This is a genomic window from Acinetobacter sp. GFQ9D191M (genome assembly GCF_011174875.1).
Lineage (GTDB): Bacteria > Pseudomonadota > Gammaproteobacteria > Pseudomonadales > Moraxellaceae > Acinetobacter.
Genome location: NZ_JAALGV010000065.1, coordinates 1 through 2,819 on the forward strand (window position 1 = coordinate 1; position 2,819 = coordinate 2,819).

The window sequence follows — 2,819 nt, forward strand, 5'->3', positions numbered from 1 at the left end:
TTCTTTTTTTAGGGGGTCTGAAAGCCTTGCTGTGTAAGGCTTTCACGGGGTCAAATAGGAGAAAATAACGGTCAAATAGGAGAAAATAACGGTCAAATAGGAGAAAATAACGGTCAAATAGGAATATTTTGACATAAAAAAGAGTATTTTATTTAACTCCTAGTTGTGTAATACTTGCTCAAAATTCAACTAGGTTTTGTCATGAAAGAAACAAACCAGATTGTCAAAAAATCAAATGACCTGATAACAGCAAAATATCGACTAACGATCATTCAGCAATACGTTTTGCATAACGTGATTTCCCAAATCCACATTGAAGATACCGACTTTAAAAAATACGAGGTGAATGTTCGTAGCATTGCCGAAAATCACGGTATCGACACTAAAAATGCGTATCGCTACATCAAAAAATCAGCCCTAGAGTTAAATAAACAACCAATCATCATTGGCGATGAAATCGAGGGCATAGCACTGAATTGGTTTTCATCGGTACGCTACAACAGCAATCGAGGGACATTACTTGTCGATTTTCATCCCGACTTAAAGCCCTATCTGCTTCAACTGCAAGGCTACTTCACGCAATATGAAAATAAGAATATTCAGCGATTTAAGTGCGTTCATTCCTTGCGTTTTTATGAGTTTCTCAAGCAAAAACAGAACCTAGGGAAAGGCAAGGAGTTCTACGTTGAGCTGACACTTGCGGAGATCCGTTCAATGTTTTGTTTTTCAGATAGTGAATACAAAGCGAATAAGGATTTAAGGGTCTATGTGATTGAACCAGCACTCAAAGAAATCCACGAACAAACCGATTTAAGTATCACAGATACTCAATTTTTGAAAAAAGGACGCTCGATCAATTCGGTTTACATCACAGCCAAGCCTAAAATAGCTTCAAAAACATCAAAAAACAGCGATTCTGGCGTTTCTAAGCAAAAAACCGTAGAAATCCCTACCAACATCGTAAAACAGCCTGAAAACGCAAATGTGAGCGATTTACAACATAGAGCGAGCAAGATCACAGGGTTAATCATGTCTAATCGTTTATCAGATCGGTTTAAACAGGGTGATGAATCAATTATGCAGATGATGGCACGTATCCAAAGTGAGATCACAACCGATGCAATAGCCGACCAATGGCAAAATAAACTTGAAGAATTTGGCGTTATTTTTAGTTGAGCAAGGAATAAAAATGATTGAAAAAGAGATAACAAAATTTGAGAAAGAAATTTTGCTACAAAACAAAATTTCTCAGCTAGAAAATGAACTTAAAGAATTTTCTGATCTTCAAAAAAAAGTGTATAGCGACAGACTTCAAAAAAGCATCATAGGTTTAGAAAATAGAATCGAACGGACTAAAAAAATGCTTTATAAAACATAAATTTTAGTAATTAAAATCAGAATTAAATCCGTTATTTTCAATTCTTTTATCTAGTAATTTTTGGCTGATAATCTTAATCATTTGATCAAGTTCTTCACGTTCATTTTCATTTAAATGCCGTTTTGCATTCAGATAAGCTAAGACATCATTTTGCATATCAATTAGAGCTTTTTGTGCCTTTTGTGCATTCTGACGAGCAATTTTAGTTTGTTCAGCAAGTGCTAAATCACTCTGTAAATCTTTAAGTACAGATTTAACGCATCTTTCAGCATACATGTATTTATCTTCATCATATTCAGCATCGGGTAGAAATACATTTCTCTGTATTTCGACTTCATCTTGATTAACTTTTGCATAATATTCTTTAATTCTAGTGTGCTTAGCTTTAGATCCTTCGATACCCCTTTCAAGCCCCAAATCTCGTACTTGATCAGCAAAATCACTCTGCATTTGTGACATTTTTGCACGACCACCTAACCATTTTTTCGCATTTAACTTGCCAGTAGCCTCATCAACAGGAACAACATATGCGATCAAATGAGGAGTCGTTTCATCTCGATGAATTGAAACAGCAATCACATTTTTAGAACCGTACTGTTTTTCAAGCCATTTTTTAGAGCTTTCAAAGAATTCATGTTCTTTCTCAGTCCCCCAGCCGTCCCAGGTTGAGCTGGCAGTAATTAAGTGCTCAATGCACAACACAGCATCAGAACGTCTTTTTTCAGGCAATCGAAGCTGAATTGCATCAATTACTTCAGCTGATGATTTTAAACTGTGAGAGTTTTTTATTGTTCTATCAGCATCAGCATTGGGCGTTTCAATATCACGAAAATTATGTGCAAGTGATCCACCGATATTGCCGAAAGTTTTTAGTTTTTCAGTTCGTAAAATCGCAAAATTATTATCCATAAAAAAACTTCATACTCTTGTTAGTACAGTGAAAATTTGCTGTTTTTACAGTTATCTAAACTACTGATTTTTATATAATTCAAAAAACGTCAAATAGCTGATGATTTTTTATATTTGATTAAAAGTGTACTCACTACACCTTTACCATCAAAAAAACTCCGTATTTTGATGATAAAGGATCGTTCGAAAAGCAACAACGTTTTTCATTTAGATTTTTCAATGAAATTTACAGAGTGAGTGTCTACGAACGACACAATGAAAGTTCGCTTATTCCCCTCCCTGAAAAACCGCTTTTAAAAATACTGGCTGCTCGATAATTTTTACTATCGAGGGCTTTTTCTTTTGAAAAAATACGAGCGAAGCGAGTTCATAGTTGTTTTTGCTTTTTTCTGCATTTGGTTCTAAATCTTCATTTGAAAAAAACAGCCCCTCAACCGAGCTTTAGCGAGGTTAAAACGTCCGAGCTTTAGCGAGGGCATAGGGCTGTTTTTCGTGAAAAAACTGCTTTTCTTTTTTTCTTTTTTTAGGGGGT

At 35.2% G+C, this 2,819-nt stretch carries 3 protein-coding genes; 2 read left to right on the forward strand and 1 reads right to left on the reverse strand.

Annotated elements, in window-relative coordinates; genetic code table 11:
• Nucleotides 1-201: 201 nt before the first annotated feature.
• Both G5T77_RS09640 and G5T77_RS09645 read left to right on the forward strand, forming a co-directional pair.
• On the forward strand, nucleotides 202-1,176 hold the full coding sequence (locus G5T77_RS09640; protein ID WP_166139566.1) for a replication initiation protein: 975 nt from the start codon (nucleotides 202-204) through the stop codon (nucleotides 1,174-1,176).
• Between the two features lie 13 nt (nucleotides 1,177-1,189).
• Nucleotides 1,190-1,378, forward strand: a complete 189-nt coding sequence (locus G5T77_RS09645) for a hypothetical protein (protein WP_166139563.1) — start codon at nucleotides 1,190-1,192, stop codon at nucleotides 1,376-1,378.
• A gap of 3 nt (nucleotides 1,379-1,381) precedes the next feature.
• Here G5T77_RS09645 and mobV read toward each other — a convergent pair whose 3' ends face one another.
• Nucleotides 1,382-2,287 carry a MobV family relaxase gene (mobV, locus tag G5T77_RS09650; protein WP_166236215.1) on the reverse strand — a complete coding sequence of 302 codons (906 nt, stop codon included), beginning with the start codon at nucleotides 2,285-2,287 and terminating at the stop codon, nucleotides 1,382-1,384.
• Between the last annotated feature and the right edge of the window lie 532 nt (nucleotides 2,288-2,819).